At 42.8% G+C, this 15414-nt stretch carries 16 protein-coding genes; 4 read left to right on the top strand and 12 right to left on the bottom strand.

From position 1 onward, the window contains the following. Nucleotides 1-7: 7 nt before the first annotated feature. On the top strand, nucleotides 8-664 hold the full coding sequence (locus KNO95_RS13335; protein WP_214879308.1) for a haloacid dehalogenase type II: 657 nt from the start codon (nucleotides 8-10) through the stop codon (nucleotides 662-664). A gap of 57 nt (nucleotides 665-721) precedes the next feature. On the opposite strand, the gene KNO95_RS13330 is transcribed toward KNO95_RS13335, so the two are convergent. Genes KNO95_RS13330 through egtB form a run of 3 tightly spaced genes read right to left on the bottom strand, consistent with a single transcriptional unit; the run spans nucleotide 722 to nucleotide 4283 of the window. Next, the gene (locus tag KNO95_RS13330) at nucleotides 722-2065 is read right to left on the bottom strand and encodes a dihydrolipoyl dehydrogenase family protein (RefSeq protein WP_214879306.1); all 1344 of its coding nucleotides are present in this window, start codon (nucleotides 2063-2065) and stop codon (nucleotides 722-724) included. Between the two features lie 14 nt (nucleotides 2066-2079). Further along, the gene (gene egtD, locus KNO95_RS13325) at nucleotides 2080-3036 is read right to left on the bottom strand and encodes an L-histidine N(alpha)-methyltransferase (RefSeq protein ID WP_214879304.1); all 957 of its coding nucleotides are present in this window, start codon (nucleotides 3034-3036) and stop codon (nucleotides 2080-2082) included. Then, nucleotides 3033-4283: an ergothioneine biosynthesis protein EgtB gene (gene egtB, locus KNO95_RS13320; RefSeq protein WP_251128384.1), complete on the bottom strand. Its 1251-nt coding sequence runs from the start codon at nucleotides 4281-4283 to the stop codon at nucleotides 3033-3035. Before egtB ends, egtD begins: the two co-directional genes overlap by 4 nt. 363 nt (nucleotides 4284-4646) lie before the next feature. Here egtB and KNO95_RS13315 point away from each other — a divergent pair, with 363 nt between their 5' ends. Further along, nucleotides 4647-5261, top strand: coding sequence for a flavodoxin family protein (locus KNO95_RS13315; RefSeq protein WP_214879302.1), 615 nt, complete (start codon nucleotides 4647-4649; stop codon nucleotides 5259-5261). An 83-nt stretch (nucleotides 5262-5344) separates the two neighbouring features. Here KNO95_RS13315 and KNO95_RS13310 read toward each other — a convergent pair whose 3' ends face one another. The 4 genes from KNO95_RS13310 to KNO95_RS13300 form a co-directional block, all read right to left on the bottom strand. Then, entirely contained in the window at nucleotides 5345-5959 is a 615-nt protein-coding gene (locus KNO95_RS13310) for a helix-turn-helix domain-containing protein (RefSeq protein WP_214879300.1), read from the bottom strand. A gap of 478 nt (nucleotides 5960-6437) precedes the next feature. Further along, nucleotides 6438-6569 carry a hypothetical protein gene (locus KNO95_RS14510; RefSeq protein WP_285800850.1) on the bottom strand — a complete coding sequence of 44 codons (132 nt, stop codon included), beginning with the start codon at nucleotides 6567-6569 and terminating at the stop codon, nucleotides 6438-6440. Nucleotides 6570-6709: 140 nt separating this feature from the next. Further along, a complete protein-coding gene (locus KNO95_RS13305; protein WP_214704260.1) occupies nucleotides 6710-6907 on the bottom strand; it encodes a hypothetical protein in 198 nt (65 codons plus the stop codon). A 400-nt stretch (nucleotides 6908-7307) separates the two neighbouring features. Beyond that, nucleotides 7308-7763, bottom strand: coding sequence for a JAB domain-containing protein (locus KNO95_RS13300; RefSeq protein WP_214879298.1), 456 nt, complete (start codon nucleotides 7761-7763; stop codon nucleotides 7308-7310). 1132 nt (nucleotides 7764-8895) lie between these two features. Here KNO95_RS13300 and KNO95_RS13295 point away from each other — a divergent pair. Beyond that, nucleotides 8896-10080: an iron-containing alcohol dehydrogenase gene (locus tag KNO95_RS13295; RefSeq protein WP_214879296.1), complete on the top strand. Its 1185-nt coding sequence runs from the start codon at nucleotides 8896-8898 to the stop codon at nucleotides 10078-10080. Nucleotides 10081-10361: 281 nt separating this feature from the next. Here KNO95_RS13295 and KNO95_RS13290 read toward each other — a convergent pair whose 3' ends face one another. Further along, nucleotides 10362-11018, bottom strand: a complete 657-nt coding sequence (locus KNO95_RS13290; RefSeq protein ID WP_214879294.1) for a bifunctional 4-hydroxy-2-oxoglutarate aldolase/2-dehydro-3-deoxy-phosphogluconate aldolase — start codon at nucleotides 11016-11018, stop codon at nucleotides 10362-10364. A 110-nt stretch (nucleotides 11019-11128) separates the two neighbouring features. Between KNO95_RS13290 and KNO95_RS13285 the strand changes: the two genes are divergently transcribed. Continuing rightward, nucleotides 11129-11893, top strand: coding sequence for an IclR family transcriptional regulator (locus tag KNO95_RS13285; RefSeq protein ID WP_214879292.1), 765 nt, complete (start codon nucleotides 11129-11131; stop codon nucleotides 11891-11893). A 76-nt stretch (nucleotides 11894-11969) separates the two neighbouring features. Here KNO95_RS13285 and KNO95_RS13280 read toward each other — a convergent pair whose 3' ends face one another. From KNO95_RS13280 to kduI, 4 genes are all read right to left on the bottom strand, one after another. Continuing rightward, nucleotides 11970-12926, bottom strand: coding sequence for a sugar kinase (locus tag KNO95_RS13280; protein ID WP_214879290.1), 957 nt, complete (start codon nucleotides 12924-12926; stop codon nucleotides 11970-11972). 57 nt (nucleotides 12927-12983) lie between these two features. Continuing rightward, nucleotides 12984-13988 carry a 2-keto-3-deoxygluconate transporter gene (kdgT, locus tag KNO95_RS13275; RefSeq protein WP_214699739.1) on the bottom strand — a complete coding sequence of 335 codons (1005 nt, stop codon included), beginning with the start codon at nucleotides 13986-13988 and terminating at the stop codon, nucleotides 12984-12986. A 78-nt stretch (nucleotides 13989-14066) separates the two neighbouring features. After that, nucleotides 14067-14516: a NanQ anomerase/TabA/YiaL family protein gene (locus KNO95_RS13270; RefSeq protein ID WP_214879288.1), complete on the bottom strand. Its 450-nt coding sequence runs from the start codon at nucleotides 14514-14516 to the stop codon at nucleotides 14067-14069. A gap of 44 nt (nucleotides 14517-14560) precedes the next feature. Beyond that, nucleotides 14561-15391, bottom strand: a complete 831-nt coding sequence (kduI, locus tag KNO95_RS13265) for a 5-dehydro-4-deoxy-D-glucuronate isomerase (protein ID WP_214879285.1) — start codon at nucleotides 15389-15391, stop codon at nucleotides 14561-14563. Nucleotides 15392-15414 lie beyond the last annotated feature (23 nt).

Below are 15414 nucleotides of genomic sequence, written 5' to 3'. Positions count from 1 at the left end.
GGATTTTTTGATAAAAGCTTTTGTATTCGATGTGTATGGCACATTGTTCGATGTCCACTCTGTTCAGGCGGAGTGTGAAACACATTTTCCTGGAAAAGGGGACCAGATCAGTCAGGTTTGGCGCGCAAAACAACTGGAATACTTCTTCATCCGTCAGATTTCAGGACGTTATGAAAACTTCTCAATCGTCACCCGTGATGCCTTACGTTATGCCTTGATGGCGACAGATGTGACCACTTCTGTTGAAACTGAGAATGAACTTCTATCGACATACGCGAGGCTAGCACCGTACGAAGAGGTCGAGGATGTGCTGAAACAGTTAAAGGATCGACATACCGTCGTCTTGTCGAACGGTACTGATGAGATGCTCGATCAACTGATCGGGCATGCATCTTTCGGCCCGTTGTTCGATGAGCTCGTCAGTATTGACGGTGTCAAGCAATTCAAACCCTCACCATCCGCATACATGCACTGGTTCAAGACGACGGACTTGAAACGGGATGAGGTTTTATTCATGTCCTCCAACGGTTGGGATATCGCCGGCGCTAAAAATTTCGGTTTTCAGACGGCATGGATCAATCGTGATAATAAACCGATTGAAGCGTTGGACGTTCGACCGGATTCGGTCTACGAGAATTTGACTGGGATTTTAGAATGGCGTTGACAATCAAATCTTTCGAGAAGAGGTTGATGACCAGTATGATGGTCATCAACCTCTTTTTCAAAGCATGTAGGCGATATCGGATGCAGAAGTCGGATAAGCAAAAACCATCCGTTTGACTTCTTTAACCGGCAATTTGAAACGAATCGCGATTGCAAATATATTGATCAGTTCATCTGCTCCACTCCCGAGAACATGCGCTCCGAGAATCACATCTTCCTCTTCATCGATGATGACTTTGAATGCAGCCGATTTCTCGTTCGTTCGCTTGTACGTATACCAATCGGTCGTTTCTTTATAATTGACCTTCACGCTTTTCCCGGCAAGCTTTGCTTCGCGTTCGCTCATTCCTACCGTGGCGAGCTTCGGGATGGTGAAAACGATTGTCGGCGCAATGACCTCTTCCAGTTTCTTGTGGTTGCCTTTCAACAAGTTCGCCGCCACAATATGAGACTCTGTACTAGCGAGCGGAGTCAATGGAGGAGACACGGTGGCCGCAACATCCCCCGCAGCATAGACACGGGGATTGCTGACGCTCTGAAGATATTCGTTGACAATCACGCCTCTTTTCTCCCATGTCACGTGTCCCTTTTCAAGCTCCATGTCGGCCGCAGCTTCACGACCGGCGCCATGTACGACAAGATCGGCGATCCATTGTTCTTCTTGGTCCTCATGAATCGTAGCGAGCGTGAATTCGTCACCAATTCGTTCAATCGAAGTGACACGTTTGTCCAAATGGACGTTCACTCCGACGTCTTCTGATGCCTTGATCAGTAGTTGGACCAAATCAGGGTCGAACTGTTCTAACGGGGTCGAGCTTTTATGAAAGATATGCACTTCTGCCCCTGCCCGTGCAGCAAGATGAGCAAATTCAAATGAGATATATCCGCCCCCTACGAAGGCGATTCGTTTCGGCAAGTCCTCGATTTCCATGAAACGATCACTGTGAGTCAGGAATTCCTCCCCTTTTATCCCTAGTCGCGTAGGCATAGCCCCTGTAGCGAGCAGGATCCGTTTCCCTTCAAGCATCTCGTCCCCTACCTGAATGAGTGATTCACTCGCGAACTCGGCTTTTCCGAAAAATGTGTCAATCCCTCTCCTTGTGAAATCCCGCTCTCGATTTTCCGGTACCGGCAGAGTGAAGGAACGTTTGAATGTCACCAAAGCCTTCCAATCAATCGATACATTCCCATCGATGCCCGAGGCGTCCATCCGATGATACCAATCTGTCAGTTCAGCTGCGCCGATCAGTACCTTCTTAGGGTCACATCCACGCAATGCGCACGTCCCTCCATAGGGCATCTCGTCGATGATTGCGACTTTCCAACCTGCTTGTCTGCACTTTCTAGCGGCAACGGACCCTGCCGATCCGGTGCCGATGACGATTAGGTCGTATCCTCTCATAACTCTTCCCCCTTTTATTGATGGCCCACTTCCATGACACAGACACTGAAATAGGTAAGTTCGTCGGAAATGACACGTTTTAATCGAAGACCACTCTCCTCGCTCAAGCGTTCGATGTCGTTCAAGTCGAATTTATAGGAGTTCTCTGTATGGATCGTCTCTCCCTCAGCAAATGTGATCAGGTCCCCATCGAGCGATATCGTCTGATTGACCAGGCTTTGAAGGTGCATCTCGATCCGACCCTCCTGCTCATTGTAGAATGAAATATGTTCAAAGGCGGTCTCATCAATATGGCTTCCGCACTCTCGATTGATACGGGTCAGCAAGTTTTTATTGAAGGCCGAGGTCACGCCATCCGCGTCATTATATGCGGCCTCGATGATTGACCGTTCTTTTTTTCTGTCCACCCCGATGATCAACAAGTCACCGTTTGATAGACGTGTCCGGACATGGCGAAGAAACTCGATGGCCGCTTCGGGTTCAAAGTTACCGATTGTTGAGCCTGGGAAAAACACAATCGTCCGTTCCGTATCAAACGTCGGAATCTCGAATGACTTCGTATAATCAGCACTGACTCCAGTCATCGTGACATCTGGATACTTAAGGCTCAACCTCCGTAATGTCTCGTTTAAAAAATCCGTCGAGATGTCAATCGGGACATAGGCCTGAATCGCATCCATCTCATCGAGTAAAATCTTTGTTTTGGTACTACTGCCACTTCCCAACTCGACCAACGTCGTCGGTCGATCAAAGTAGAGTCGAAGGATGTCTGTCGAGGATGTCAGGATTGCTGTTTCTGTCCGTGTCTGATAATACTCGGGAAGTGTCGTGATGTCTTCGAAGAGACGCGACCCTGTTTCGTCATATAAAAACTTGGATGAGATGGTTTTAGGTGTCTTCATCAACCCCATGACTAGATCTTTCGCTGACGCCTTCCCTTGCATGGTGGTCTCATCATGATAGCGACTCATACGTTGTCCGCCAATCGGATACCACTAAACTGCCAACGCATGTGGGGATAGAAGAAATTCCGATACGACGCCCGAATATGGGTGCGTGGCGTGACGCAGGCCCCTCCCCTTAGTACAATCTGATTCGACATGAATTTTGCGTTGTACTCACCAAGTGCGCCATCAAGGGGTTTGCTTCGGGGATACGACATATAAGGACTTTGCGTCCATTCCCACACGTCACCGAAGGCTTTCATGAATGTTTCATCCTTATACTGAGAGTCGGGATGGAAATAGCCATCTTCCATAAAGTTTCCTTCTAGCGGAAGCGCACCAAGTGCCACTTCCCACTCTTGCTCGGTCGGGAGGCGATATCCCGCCCATCTTGCATAAGCATCAGCTTCATAAAAGCTCACATGACAGACCGGTGCGCTAGGGTCTATCGGCATCAATCCGTTTAGCGTGAACGTACACCAGGTCTCTCCGTCTCGTTGCCAATAGCCCGGTGCCTCAATTTTATTGTCTTTCACAAAACTCCATCCATCAGACAACCAATATTCTGCTTTTTGATATCCTTCGTCTTCGATGAATGAAATGTATTCTGCATTTGTCACTGGACGATTGGCCAATCTAAACGGATGCATGTAGGTCTTATGCCGCGGACGCTCATTGTCAAAAGAGAATCCCACTCCATCATGTCCGACTTCAGCCATCCCGCCTTCGAACGTATGAAACTCTAATCGAGGCGCCATGCCCCCTTCCCGATTGCTCCTCTGATTAAAGATAGGACGAAGCGGGTTAAACGAAAAGTTATAAAGAATATCCATCAGGATGAGTTCCTGGTGTTGTTGCTCATGCTGCAATCCCATCTCGATCAACTCCAGGACGTCTTCTGACATCTTGTCATTCTTGAAAAATGCATCCATCTCATCATCGACATGGCGACGATAGGCCAGCGTCTGGGAAACGGTAGGTCTCGAAATATTGCCTCGTTTCGCCTGTGGATGAGGCTCTCCGACCGATTCATAATAAGAGTTGAACAGATAAAAGAACGTTGAATCAAACGGTATGTAACCTTCGATATGTTCTTTCAAGATGAACTGTTCAAAGAACCATGTCGTATGCGCCAAGTGCCACTTCGTCGGGCTGACGAACGAAGTGGCCTGGATCATGAAATCTTCAATCTCCAATTTTGACACCAAGCCCATCGTAGCACCACGTACCAAATGGAATTTTTCGCTCAGGTGTTGTTGGGTTGAAATAGACAAGACGCTTCACTTCCTTTTCAGAGAATCAAGATTTTTTCTTTCACATTAGATTACCCGTTTTGTCAAAATATAAATGTAAGCGCGCTCACATCTATTTTTCCACTCCTCTGTTACGATGCGTCTGAGCAATATGAGCAATATAGGGTGTGCGATGAATACAATGTCGCTTAGAGAGGTTACATCCGTGAGAAGTTCGGGTACATGACCGTGTAGTCTTGAGATGCGTATTCTAAAAGCGAAGAAGGTTCCTGTGATTCATTCTGCCAAACATCATCATCGTACATATCTCATTTCATGACTTCTAATGAAAAGAAACAGTGAAAATGTTGAAGCGTGTCAAACATTACGAGGGAGGAATGTTACATGAAAGCACTATTTTTGAACTGTTCGTTGAAAGGTGGAGACACGATTTCTCATACGGAGGGTCTTATGAAAGACATCATCCCCCACTTCGAAAAGCTAGGGGTTGATTCTGAAATCGTTCGCGTCGCAGACTACAACGTTTCATTCGGTGTCACCGAGGATGAAGGGGACGGGGACGAATGGCCACAGATTTTTAAAAAGGTGAAAGAATCTGACATCCTCATCATAGGCACACCGCTTTGGCTTGGAGAGAAAAGTAGCATCGCGACTCAAGTCATTGAACGCTTGTACGGTGGAAGCGGGCTGAAAAATGAACACGGTCAGGCCATCTACTACAACAAAGTCGGTGGCGTTGTCGTCACAGGGAACGAAGACGGGGCCAAACACGCTTGCGCATCGGTACTTTATGGGCTCTCCCATATCGGTTTCACCGTCCCACCGAATGTAGACGCGTACTGGGTCGGAGAGGCGGGACCAGGAGCCTCTTATCTAGATGCCGGTCGCGAAAATGCGTTCACTAAAAAGAATGGGCGTTTCCTGGCATATAATCTCTACCATTTCGCGAAGATGTTGAAAGATCATCCAATCCCAGCTGAAGGAAATATCATGCCTTAAGCGGCATTAACCGATACAAATGACCTGACCTCTTAGATGGGTCAAGTGAAAAGGAGCTTCTCTTATGGATAGAGAGGCTCCTTCTACATGCATCCATGTTTCCCCTTCACCCGATCAAGTCGAATCTTCTCAATCAACGCATGAATAATTTGTTCATTTCTCCCCGCGAAATCTTTGTTGAAGGGAATCCGCTCCCCTTCGAACATAAAATAACCGAGCAGGTATGGGACTCGTGGTCTCGCATAACCCCAAGTATACTTCGAGCAACGTGCCCACACCTCGGCTCCGAACTCTTTCGAATACCGCATATGCTCGACAGCAGCATTGACTTCTGATTTCTTCAGGACAAAGTAGTCCTCAAAGACGAATTTGCCGAGAAGCTCGTACCACATCTCCTCGCGGGCTCGCTCTTTAATCGCTTCTACATCGACTTCGACGTGATATAGAGCCTCTTCTTCATTCTTGACGACATCCCGAGAACCCCCTGTCACTGACTCCGGATACAGCTCCCATCCTTCAGGCATCCGTTCTTTGATGAACTGTTCGAGCGCCTCCTCACTGATCCGATAGCCTTTTTTACGCGACTCGAGCGGTTCTGCCTGGATCACGCCTTTCCGTACCCAGTTGCGGACCGTCTCTTTATGAGTCGTGAGCTTGTTCTTCGATAAGATCTCAAATGCCTCGTCAATCGTATACATAATAGACCTCCTTTAATACAATGATGATTTTATTAAAAAATACCATGAACATTGTATTAAATTGAGCTGATTCTTTAATCAATTTCGAATCGTTCACAATTTACTGAACGGATACCAAACAAAAACACCATTCGACCGAATGGTTTTCCTTGCGTGGCGTGAGACGCGCCCAAGCTCTTGGTTTTGACGTTGCTCTTACGCTCCGTGTCTCCCGTTAGAAAAGGCCAGGAACATAGAGATGCGGCTTATGAGCCAGCAGCTCTTGTTATCGGTCCGTCAGGGGGCAGCGGTGCGATGAGCGACTTCGCCCTAAGGCGTTAGACGCTCACGCATGAGCCCGGATCACCATTCCTTCTCCCATGCCCCGTCCTCAGAGACTCCCCAATCCTCGAACCGATACTTGATGAGCCAATGGACATGCATCACTTCATATTCGAATATACCCTTGGATAGCTCCGAAACGACGAAACTGACCTCTCTATCGGCCACCACCCATGTCCCATATAGATATACGCTCTTGATCGGGACGCGCCATCAATTCAGAGAACACGGTCCGGACGAACGGATCTAATCCATCGAACGCATAGTCATTAAGTAGCCGCTCGTCCATCACGTCTCATTCCTTTCAGTTTTTATAGATTGATTCCCGATACTTATGTGATTCACGCCTCGTTCAAAGACTCTCAAGAAAAATGAAAATGTATACACGTATACAAATCTACAAGTATATATGTATACATTTTGAAACAATCAATTATGTACTTGCAACGTGTTCGTATTAAAGAAGACTGTCATCTGTTTCAATCGTTCCCCTTCTTTCACCTCACAAAGGATATCCATGCTCACCAACTCGAATGCCTCAGGGTCGATGTCCATCCGTTCAGGAAGTCTTCTAAGCAATACCTCTTTCATCTCTTCAATCGTTTGTTGGTCCAATGTGTGATTCATTTGAATCATCCTCTCCTGTTGATAGCTCAACGATACCTTGAATCTGACCACTCGACATCTCGGCTTATTTCATATAAGCCCTGGGCTTGTTTGAAACAAGCCCAGGGCTTACGTAGGAAAAACGACCATTTTCACCAAACAAGCACTCATTTTTCATTAATACAAACATCGCAAATACACATTTATGAAAAAACAGAGCAACGTGATTTCTTTATGCCTTTGACTTCTCACCAAATCATTTGTTTTCGCCACGCGAAAACATTCCTTTTCCCGGATCCGAATTCTGGATCCAGGTGAGAGCAGCGCGAGTCGCCGAACCCGTCAAAGAAAAACGTATGTTTTTCCTCCTTGCCCTTGCCGGACGGACCAGGACCGGTCCCCCGGCCCCGCTCCTTTCCATTCAACCCATGTAACCTCGCTGTTTCATGCTGACGTACGACTCGTCCACACCGAGGATGAGATGGTCGAGCACCGGGATGCCGATGAGGTCCCCCGCTTCATGTAACCGTTCGGAGACGAGGATGTCCTCCCGGCTCGGGGTCGGGTCACCGCTCGGATGCTGATGACAAACGATGAGGCACGAAGCGTTGTTCAAGATGGCGCATTTGAAGACTTCCCGTGGGTGCACGACGCTCGAGTTGACGCTCCCGACGTGCGCCCGGTGGACGCCGATGACCCGGTTCTTCGTGTTGAGCATAATGACAAGGAACACTTCACGGTCATCATCCCCGATGAATGATGCGCCGATTTGGCTGGCGCTTTCCGGAGAGTGGATGATGACGTGCTCGAGGGCGACCATTTCCTCGCGAACCTCTTGTTTGATACGGATGACCTCGATGATGGCGGATAGTTCCATGATAGTTTGTCCCCTTTCGGATAAGCTGTCCTCAGAACGAACACCGTTGTGCGTCCTGTTGACGGATTCGTTGCGAGCGTCGGGAGACGGTGCAAGGGCGACCGGAGGGAGAGCCTCAAAAAAAATGCGTAGAGCGCACATAGGACCTGGCTTCCGTAGCCAACGAGCGAAAAGCCTTGCTTTGAGCCTGAAGCGAAGGAAGACGGGCCGGAGGGCGCGTCATTTTTTTGACGTCCCTTGCACCGATGACCAGCGAGCTAGAGTACGGAAACAGGACGCACGGATCAACCAATCACGAAAAAGGCTGTTCAAAAAAAGAAGAAATGGGTATAAAACAGGAACGAACGTTCGTTTTTTTAAAGAGAGGGATTATGATGATAATGTATCGAGACCGAGGTGAGCTCAAATGGATCCCCTTCCTCACCCGAGGTCTTTCTTCCTTTTGTCATACATCAGCCCGTCTCTGTTCTCAAATCCGTTAATTCGCTATGACCAATATACTTATTGATCTAGTGATAGAGAACGGAATAATGACTGAATTAATATTTGGAAACTGCCTCCATCAACGTGAGCTCATTAACTCAGTCACGAGCGACGCCATCTTCAGTTCTCTCGCATAAAGTTTCCATGAACAAAATTGTAAGAATACCTCTCCCCTTCTGACTTAAATCTGAAGTCTCATCTTTCAAAGGTGCTCTTCAAAACACCAGTGGTCTCAAAAATCTCTTTTAATGTATCCCCCTCAAATTCAATCATTCAAATCACGTCCGATTTTTGATCGAAAAAATGCATTCATTGCAAAACTTAAAACGTATTACATTAACAAACTTTGTATAGATTTTAATAAGCAAAAGAGATATAATTTAAATGCGGAACGTAGTTCCGCATAGTGGAACTATTTAATTTTATTCTTGTACCATTGATTAAAAAGACAATATATCCGTCTTTTTTATTTCTAAAATATAATATTTTATAAAATTAAGTACTATTTGGGCTTTATCTTGGTTAAACAAGTTAACACATGAGATTTGAGTGCAAAAATGTTAATTAGTAAATCACTCTAAACTAAGGTGTTGTTAACTTTTTAATATATAGAATATCACAATAATTTAAGAGGAAAAGGAGAATTAGAATGGATAACTTTAATTGGAATTTCCCTACAGAATTAGTTTATGGCGAAGGTAGAATTTCTGAGATTGGTAAGATAGCTAAAATGCACGGGAAAAAAGCTATGATTGCTACATACGAGAAGGGAGGATTTTTAGATCCGATTATTGACAAAGTCGAATCTTCTTTAAACGAGGCAGGCGTTGAATTCATAACGTTTACCGGAATCGAACCCAACCCACGTGCCCAAACGATTGATAAAGCAATTGAAACTTTTAAAGCCGAGAATTGTGACCTAGTTATTGCGTTAGGCGGGGGAAGCGTAATCGATGGTTCAAAATATATTGCAGCAACTAGTTTTTCAGGTGGGAAATCGTGGGATTATGTAGTATTAGGTGATCGAGTCCCTAGAGAGTACACGGGTGCATACCCAATAATTTCAATCCCAACAATTTCAGCTTCTGGCTCTGAGTGTAATGCAGGTGGTGTTTTGACTAACTCAGAAACAAATGAGAAGAGTTTTTCTAGATCTCCGTATAGATATCCAAAAGTTGCTATAGTTGATCCAGCCTTGTTAACTTCTGTCCCATTATCAATCACAAAAGATAGTTGTGTTGATATATTTTCTCATTTAATTGAACATTATTTGTCGAGCCAAGCAGAATCAGAATTTGCAGATAGAGCAACTGAAGGCATGATTTTAACATTAAAAGAAAATTTTGATAAAGTAATTGAGAATCCTAATGATTTGGATGTAAGAGGTCAAATTGCTTTGTGTTCTATCTTTGGTTGGTCTGGTTTTCAAGCACTCGGTCGCTTAGGTTCTATCCCAATGCATTCAATTGAAATGCCTTTGAGCGCTATTTATGATTTACCACATGCAAGAGGTATGACTATTATTATTCCTCCTTATCTTGAATTAATGGCAGAAACTATGCCTTCAAGATGGGCCAAGCTAGCTAGAAGATGTTTCGATGTCGTTGAAGAGGATGATATTAAAGCAGCTAAGATGCTTTCTGTAAAAGTAGTCGAATGGCTAAAATCCACTGGTTCGTATCTAACACTTGCTGACGTCAATATTCCTGCTGATCAATTTGAAAAAATGGCTGATGACGTAGTAAGAATGTTCCCAGGAAGCGAACCGAACACTACGACAGGACCAAGACCTATTACTAAGCAAGAGATCATTAAAATTTATGAAATGAGTTAACTACTGTTAAGTCATTTCATAAAAAAGACAGTTGGAACTTACACTTTAAATGGTTCACCAAAATTTTCTTCAATCATTTGAAGAGTTCTGTAAAACTTTACGCTATCCAAAATACAAAAGATAAAGTGCGATCGTCCCGATATCAATTGGAACGATTGCACTTTTACATTATGATAAAGCACACATTTGACGAGGTGCTTTAATACAATCAAACGGCTCGGGCCCTTTTAAGTTAAGGATCCAAGCCGTTTGATTTAGTTCTAGACATATTTGTCTTCAATTCATTTACTAAGTTCGTCTCTTGCTTCACGTACTTTTTCAACATACTGTTCAGCATATTCGGTGACCAACTCATAGTTGTCAGTTTCCGCTGGTGTAACTAGATTTCCCCCTACCCCAACAGCTATCGATCCGTTTTTGATCCATTCTTTTACATTCTCTAAATTCACTCCTCCTGTAGGCATTATATTTACTTGAGGAAGCGGTGCTTTCACAGCTTTAATGAAGTCAGGACCGAAATTGTTTCCAGGGAATAATTTAACGATATCTACACCCGCTTCGAGAGCGCACTTCATTTCCGTCACCGTCATACATCCAGGCATATATGGAATTTGATACACATTGCACAGTCTTGCAGTATCTTTATCAAAACACGGACCTACTATAAATTGTGCGCCTGCAAGGATAGCGATTCTAGCTGTAGCTGAATCGAGAACTGTTCCGGCCCCAATGACAACACTGGCATCATCTTTATACTTGTTATGCAGTTCCATGATGACAGTTTCTGCATTTTCAATGGTAAAGGTAACCTCGATACTCTTGATTCCACCTGCTATACAGGCATCTGAAATTTTAATGGCTTTCTCTCTAGAATCTGCTCTTACAACTGCCACGACGCCACAATCAATAATATTATTCAAAACTTTTAATTTTTTCATTACTTTCCCCTCACTTTTAATGTGATTACAATATTTATATATTAAGTTTTACAAAACGAAGTTCTCATCGTATCATTTAATAAAATATAAAATTTAAAGAGGTTAAAACTATGTCGAACGTTCAATCATTAGAACGAGCTCTTACTATCTTAAACAAACTATCAGAGTACCCTGAGGGTCTCAAAATTTCTCAATTGACTGAGCATCTAGACCTATCGAAAAGTACGATTCACAGATTATTAACAACGTTATCTAGTATGAACTACATTACAAAAAACCCTGAGACAAGCCAATATAAACTCGGGATGCAAATTCTTTTCTTATCAAGGAACATTTTGAATAATAACGAAATCATTAATGCCGCAAAACCCTTCATACAGAAATTGTCTAAAAGCATAAACGAAACCGTCCATTTGTGTATCGAAGATCGGGGCGAAGTCATTTACATTGATAAAATCGAAAGTAATCAAATCATTCGTATGTTTTCTCGAATTGGAAGCCGTGGTCCGATGTATTGTACCGCAGTCGGAAAAGTTCTTCTTTCTGGAATGGAAACTGATCTTTTCGAGGAAAATATCGAAAAAATAAATTTTATTCCTCGGACACCCAATACAATCACGACAGCACAAGCTTTGCGTGATGAAATCACGAAAGTCAAAAATCAAAAATATGCACTCGACAATATTGAGAACGAGGAAGGAATTCGATGTATTGCTGCCCCTATCTATAATTTCAAAGGCGAAATAGTTGCTAGCTTTAGTGTGTCAGGACCGAGTAATCGCATCACGATGGAAGTTATAAATTCTACACTGATTACTGAAATGAAAAAAACAAGCCTCGAAATTTCAAGAAATTTAGGCTATACGGAGTCTTGATAGATACTTCTCATTAAGAGAAAATAAAGGGGGCCGTCTAAAAAAGTCCCCCTTTATTAATCAATAATGAAGATTACTAAACAGATGGGTTAATCATTTGTGAGCTTATAAACTTTTGTAATTCATGACGGTCAGGCAACCCTTCGTTATCTCCAGAAGACGTGACTACCAATGCTCCAATCGCGGTCCCGCGGAGTACTGCATCTTCTAGTGGTAAATTCTCTAAAATACCACTCACTACACCAACGGCAAATCCGTCACCTGCCCCAACAGTATCAACTACTTGCTCGACAGCAAAACCACTTGTGAAAAATTGAGCTCCTTCAGTACTAGTGAATGCACCCTTTTCGCCCAATTTAACGACTACTGTTTCCACACCTAGATTATGATAAAATACCACGATGTCTTGAAGATCTTCACTTCCTGTTAGAATCTCTCCTTCTGCCACACCGGGAAAAACGATATCTGCTAACGAAGCAAGTTCATTAATCACTTGCACCATTTCACTTTCTTCATTCCATAGTCCGGGGCGTAAGTTTGGATCAAATGAAATTCGAACTTTTCTCTTTCTTGCCTCATTCATTAATTTGAAAACCATATTTCTACATCCTCTAGACAACGCTGGGGGGATGCCCGTAACGTGAACGTGTTCAACACCATCCCAATCAATTTTCTCAATTGTATCTACGTCCATTGTTGATGCAGCAGAGTTTTTTCGTGCAGAAAACACTTCAGGATCAAGTTTTTCAACTTTCTGTTTCCATTGCATGCCAGTTAAATGATTTTCTTCATAAGTGACATAACTAATATCAATAGAGTTTTCCACTAAAAAATTCTCAATGGTCTTCCCGAATGGATCTTTCCCTAATTTTGTGATATAGGTGGTTTGGTGTCCTAAACGAGACATACCAATCGAAAAATTAATTTCGGCTCCAGCTACAGAACGTTCAAATTGAGTCACGTTTTCTAGAGGACCTTCTTCTTGAGCAATAAATAGAGCCATCGGCTCGCCTATGGTGATTATTTTACTCATATATGTTTCTCCTTTACAAAAGACATTTTTTGATTTGAATTTAGCTAAATGCCTCAATTATAAAACTTCTTGAAGGTCTTTCTCAATATTATTATTTTTATCATTATTTCTATCTTTATTTTTCATGTATTTTGCCCAATAGGCTGTCAGAATAGGTACTAAAATCGAAGTCACAATAACTGATGCAGCTACTAAAGCAGTGGCTGATTGGGCGACAGGTAGAAATTCCGGCTTCATTGTCGCAATGATCATAGGGTTCGCAACAGCTGCTCCTGCTGTACTTGAAGCAGCAAGACCTGCTGTCCCATTTCCCCCACCAATAAATTTATCGGCTAGAATCAATGGAATACCGGTCACGATGATTACCAACACTCCCAAAATAACTCCTCCGAGGCCAGTTTCAAGAATTACTTTCAAATCAATTGCGTTACCTAATGCGAATCCGAAGAAAGGAATCATCACATGTGAAGCTCTACTAAAGAAATCTCGCAAATCACTATCTAAATTCCCAAGTAAAAATCCTAACAGGAATGGTAACACTGCACCTACAAAAACATGTGGTTCAAAAGCTGCCAAACCAGTTGATCCAAGTATAAGCATAGTAACCAAAGGGCCTGATTCAATCGACATCAATACGAACGCGCCAGCTTCTTCTTTAGTACCGTATTGTTGCATAATTGAAGCATACAAACCACCATTTGTCATGTCCATCGCTGCAATCAAGGCCAGTACGGAGAATCCTGCAAAAATACCTGTTTGAATTCCATCTACAGGAATATATGCTGAAGCAATAATCGCAACTATCCACGCAACCGCAATTTTTGTTAAAACGAGTGTCCCTGATTTTCTTAATACCGTTCCTGTCGCCTTGATATTAATGCCCGTACCCATACAGAAAAACCATACTGCTAAAATCGGCACAGTTCCCGTCATTAGTCCATTCGTGAATGATCCAAAGTACTCGCCTGAAGTTGGTGCAAACGTATGGATAATCGCTCCCAGAAACAGCGGGACTAACATTAATCCTCCCGGGATTTTTTGGATTGTTTTCATGATTTTCATTTCTACACACCTTTCTTTTTGAGTGAAAACTGGAGGTATCATTGATAGAAATTGTTAATGTTAACGCTTTCAAAAAAATCAATTACGAACTTTTAATACAACCTTCCGAACCTTTTGTGGATGCTGAGAAACTACACCTGTCATATGTGAATCTTCAGGGAAACAAATCATTACATCACCTGGTTTTAAAATAATCATGGAATTCATATCACCTTCAAAAAAGGTGGCATCTTTTTCAGAATCATATGCTTTTGTCACTTTTTGAGATTCAATATGATCATATCCTATCTTCTCTTCACCCTCTAAAATGAAATGGATATCACAATATTTCTTGTGAGCCTCCCAAAAGCATTCTGTCGCTTCCTTCGTTTGATATTCATTTAAGAAAAAGAAAGAATCGTCTTCTAACTCATGCCGTCCCGGAGAATACTCAGAAAAATCAATTTCCTTTAAAACAGATAGTACTTTTTGTACTCTCTCACCTAACATTTCATTTGATTTCAAATCTGTCAATTTACCTGTAATCATCTCGACACGTCCTTTGCTCTATTAATTTTTGAGTCGCTCAATTTTTATTTCATTTCCTTCAAATCGACTGAAATCGCATCACTAATGTCCTTATTATCGCCTGCCATTCCCCAAACAAATGCGTAGTTGCTAGTTGCTGAGCCACAGTGAATTGACCATGGAGGTGAAATTACGGCTTGTTCATTTTTCATAATCAAATGTCTAGTCTCAAGCGGATCTCCCATAAAATGAAATAGACGGGCATTATCATCTAAATCGATATACAGATATACTTCTGTTCTTCGATCATGTGTATGAGTGGGAACAGAATTCCAAACACTTCCTGCATCTAATTGAGTCATTCCCATGACAATTTGACAGCTTTGAATACCTTCCGCATGAATAAATCGACGAATGACTCGTTTATTCGCATTCTCTGCGCTTCCTAATCGATCACCTTTGATTGCACTAAACGACACGTGTTGGACTGGAAACTCTTTATGTGCGGGAGCTGAGAATACATAATATTTCGCAGGATTTTCAGATGATTCGCTCTCAAATGACAATTTTTTCTTCCCTAGTCCAACATATAAGCAATCTTTGTTTTCCATATCGTAAAAATCATCATCGACGGTAACTTTTCCTTTGCCACCTACGTTAAAAATCCCTACTTCTCTTCTTTCAAGAAAATACGTAGCTTTGATGTGCTCATCACCTTTTAGAGAAAGTGGTTTATTCTCAGGAGTAATACCACCTACTATGATTCGATCTTCCATTGAATAAACTAGTTTGATTTCTCCTGAAACAAATAAGTCTTCTACTAAATAATTGCTTCGCAATTCTTCTGTGCTAAATTTGGTCGCCTGCGTTGGATGCGTTGAATATCTAGTTTCCATGCTGGTTACATCTCCCTTTTATA

The organism is Exiguobacterium sp. ERU653 (genome assembly GCF_018617775.1).
In the GTDB taxonomy this organism is placed as follows: domain Bacteria; phylum Bacillota; class Bacilli; order Exiguobacteriales; family Exiguobacteriaceae; genus Exiguobacterium; species Exiguobacterium marinum.
This window is presented reverse-complemented; position numbering and strand designations above follow the sequence as displayed.

Bases quoted from the DNA above. Each gene is read 5' to 3' on its own strand.
- KNO95_RS13330 (WP_214879306.1), bottom strand. From the start codon at position 2,065: ATGAGAGGATACGACCTAATCGTCATCGGCACCGGATCGGCAGGGTCC.
- egtD (WP_214879304.1), bottom strand. From the start codon at position 3,036: ATGAGTCGCTATCATGATGAGACCACCATGCAAGGGAAGGCGTCAGCG.
- KNO95_RS13315 (WP_214879302.1), top strand. From the start codon at position 4,647: ATGAAAGCACTATTTTTGAACTGTTCGTTGAAAGGTGGAGACACGATT.
- KNO95_RS13310 (WP_214879300.1), bottom strand. From the start codon at position 5,959: ATGTATACGATTGACGAGGCATTTGAGATCTTATCGAAGAACAAGCTC.
- KNO95_RS14510 (WP_285800850.1), bottom strand. From the start codon at position 6,569: ATGGACGAGCGGCTACTTAATGACTATGCGTTCGATGGATTAGATCCG.
- KNO95_RS13305 (WP_214704260.1), bottom strand. From the start codon at position 6,907: ATGAATCACACATTGGACCAACAAACGATTGAAGAGATGAAAGAGGTA.
- KNO95_RS13300 (WP_214879298.1), bottom strand. From the start codon at position 7,763: ATGGAACTATCCGCCATCATCGAGGTCATCCGTATCAAACAAGAGGTT.
- KNO95_RS13295 (WP_214879296.1), top strand. From the start codon at position 8,896: ATGGATAACTTTAATTGGAATTTCCCTACAGAATTAGTTTATGGCGAA.
- KNO95_RS13290 (WP_214879294.1), bottom strand. From the start codon at position 11,018: ATGAAAAAATTAAAAGTTTTGAATAATATTATTGATTGTGGCGTCGTG.
- KNO95_RS13285 (WP_214879292.1), top strand. From the start codon at position 11,129: ATGTCGAACGTTCAATCATTAGAACGAGCTCTTACTATCTTAAACAAA.
- KNO95_RS13280 (WP_214879290.1), bottom strand. From the start codon at position 12,926: ATGAGTAAAATAATCACCATAGGCGAGCCGATGGCTCTATTTATTGCT.
- kdgT (WP_214699739.1), bottom strand. From the start codon at position 13,988: ATGAAAATCATGAAAACAATCCAAAAAATCCCGGGAGGATTAATGTTA.
- KNO95_RS13270 (WP_214879288.1), bottom strand. From the start codon at position 14,516: ATGATTACAGGTAAATTGACAGATTTGAAATCAAATGAAATGTTAGGT.
- kduI (WP_214879285.1), bottom strand. From the start codon at position 15,391: ATGGAAACTAGATATTCAACGCATCCAACGCAGGCGACCAAATTTAGC.